This is a genomic window from Phytobacter sp. V91 (assembly GCF_965644225.1).
Taxonomy (GTDB): Bacteria; Pseudomonadota; Gammaproteobacteria; order Enterobacterales; family Enterobacteriaceae; genus CBFFRJ01.
The window spans coordinates 1-2247 of sequence record NZ_CBFFRJ010000254.1 but is presented as its reverse complement, the minus strand read 5'-3'; the positions used below and the strand labels follow the sequence as shown (position 1 = coordinate 2247).

The window sequence follows — 2247 nt, the reverse complement described above, 5'->3', positions numbered from 1 at the left end:
ATCGTAGCGAGCCATAGTTCAATATGTTGTTGAAAAAGACAGTTACTATAACTCAGGTGATTAAGGGACACAGCCTAGTATAAGCAATCAGCTGTACCAGCTTGAGATCCATCGTCCTCTCAGGCATCAGGGTGTTTTTGATGCGTTTAAGCTCATCGGCATCAAAACACTGGAGATAAACCTTATCCTGCTTAGCGGTGTAGCCATACTGCTTCAGCACATCCAGGGTGCGGGCGGCAATATCTTTCCCTTCCTGATGGTGGAACCAGGGCGATTTAATTTCCGGGTAGATACCGACATTGCGGCCGGTGGAGTGGTTCAGCCCCTGTACAAACTCAATCTCTTCAGCAAAGGTGTGAATCCGGAAGGACGATTTTCCCATCGGGAAGCGACCGGGGAAGACCTGCGCCTTTTTACCATTTTTCAGCTCGAAACCTTCAGTAAAGGCCAGTGATTTAATCTCCGCCAGGGTAAAGTCGATAGCGTAGAAGCGCCCGTCAGAGCGAGCGCGATCCGGAAAACGTTCGGCGACATCAGTGACCCGATCCAGGGAGTGGTCGTGCAGCACCACCAGCTGGTCATCTTTGGTCATCACCAGATCCTGCTCCAGATAGTCAGCACCCTGCGCCAGGGCCATCGCCTTAGCCGGTAGCGTATGCTCCGGCAAATAGCCGCTGGCGCCACGATGGGCAATCACCACTTTATCCTGTGCGCTGGCCATCATGCTGACCATCATTCCCGCCAGCACCAGACCGCCGCCAAATCCTTTTAAGATGTTGTTCATCGCACTGCTCCTTTATTAACCTCGTCGGGCGGCCTCAATTTCAGCATGATGGCGGCGTTCGCCGATCATCACCACAATCAGCAGTAACACGGCCAGAATACTGCCGCCGATCATCACCATAAACCCGCCGTCCCAGCCGAAGAAATCGACCGTATAGCCAACAATGGCGCTGGCTGCGACCGAACCGCCGAGATAACCGAACAGGCCGGTAAAGCCTGCCGCCGTTCCTGCGGCTTTTTTCGGCGCCAGCTCAAGGGCATGCAGGCCAATCAGCATTACCGGACCATAAATCAGAAAACCGATCACAATCATACAGGCCATATCCACGCCCGGATTGCCCGGCGGGTTAAGCCAGTAGATGACAGTGGCAATGGTCACCAGAGTCATAAAGAACACCCCGGTGGCCCCACGATTGCCGCGGAACACTTTGTCCGACATCCAGCCGCAAAGTAGCGTCCCTGGGATCCCGGCGTACTCATACAGAAAATAGGCCCAGGAGGATTTATCCAGCGCAAAGTGTTTGACCTCTTTGAGGTAGGTCGGTGACCAGTCGAGGATGCCATAGCGCAACAGGTAGACGAAAACGTTGGCAATGGCGATGTACCACAGCAGACGATTCGGAAAGACGTACTGCATAAAGATTTGCTTCGCCGTCAGCTCCTCTTCCGCCTTATCGCTGTAATCATCCGGATAGTCGTTTTTGTACTCTTCAATGGAAGGTAATCCGCAGGATTGCGGGGTATCGCGCATCATGGCAAAGGCAAACAGCGCCACAACAATCGCCCCGAACGCAGGCATATACAGCGCTGCCCGCCAGTCATTAAACCAGGCCATTCCCAGCAGGAACAGCAAAGGAGGGATCCCGCCGCCAACGTTGTGCGCGCAGTTCCAGACGGAGACAATGCCGCCACGCTCTTTCTGTGACCACCAGTGCACCATGGTGCGCCCGCAGGGCGGCCAGCCCATGCCCTGGAACCAGCCGCACAAAAACAGCAGCACAAACATAATCGCAATGCTGGAGGTGGCCCAGGGAACAAACCCCATAAACAGCATCACCGCCGCCGCCAGAATCAACCCGGCCGGGAGAAACACCCGCGGATTCGAACGATCCGATACCGAGCCCATAATGAATTTAGAAAAGCCGTAGGCGATAGAAATCCCGGACAGTGCAAACCCCAGATCCCCACGAGAAAAACCCTGATCTACCAGATAAGGCATCGCCAGCGCGAAATTTTTACGCACCAGATAGTAGGCGGCATAGCCAAAAAAGATCCCAAAGAAAATCTGCCAGCGCAGACGGCGGTATAACGGATCAACATGTTCGGGTGGGACTCTGTCCCGATGAGGTTCTGGCCGGAAAATACTCAGCATAATTGCCTCCGTGGCATGTAGTAAGTATCCTCCGGCAGAGCCGGAGGCTTTAGGGTGAGCGCCTCAAAGGCGCCGACAAACCATGAGCCGCC

General features: G+C 54.4%; 1 protein-coding gene and 1 pseudogene. Both read right to left on the bottom strand.

The genetic code is table 11. The annotated features are described in order from the left end of the window. Positions 1-76: 76 nt before the first annotated feature. Positions 77-784, bottom strand: a pseudogene (gene glpQ / locus ACSZO4_RS25380) (glycerophosphodiester phosphodiesterase); the annotation flags it as partial. Between the two features lie 15 nt (positions 785-799). After that, positions 800-2155 (bottom strand): glycerol-3-phosphate transporter, encoded by a 1356-nt coding sequence (glpT, locus tag ACSZO4_RS25375; RefSeq protein ID WP_437891855.1) that lies wholly within the window; start codon positions 2153-2155, stop codon positions 800-802. Positions 2156-2247: the final 92 nt, after the last annotated feature.

What these genes read in the sequence shown, in the direction of transcription:
- glpT (WP_437891855.1), bottom strand. Translation starts at nt 2,155, where the DNA reads ATGCTGAGTATTTTCCGGCCAGAACCTCATCGGGACAGAGTCCCACCC.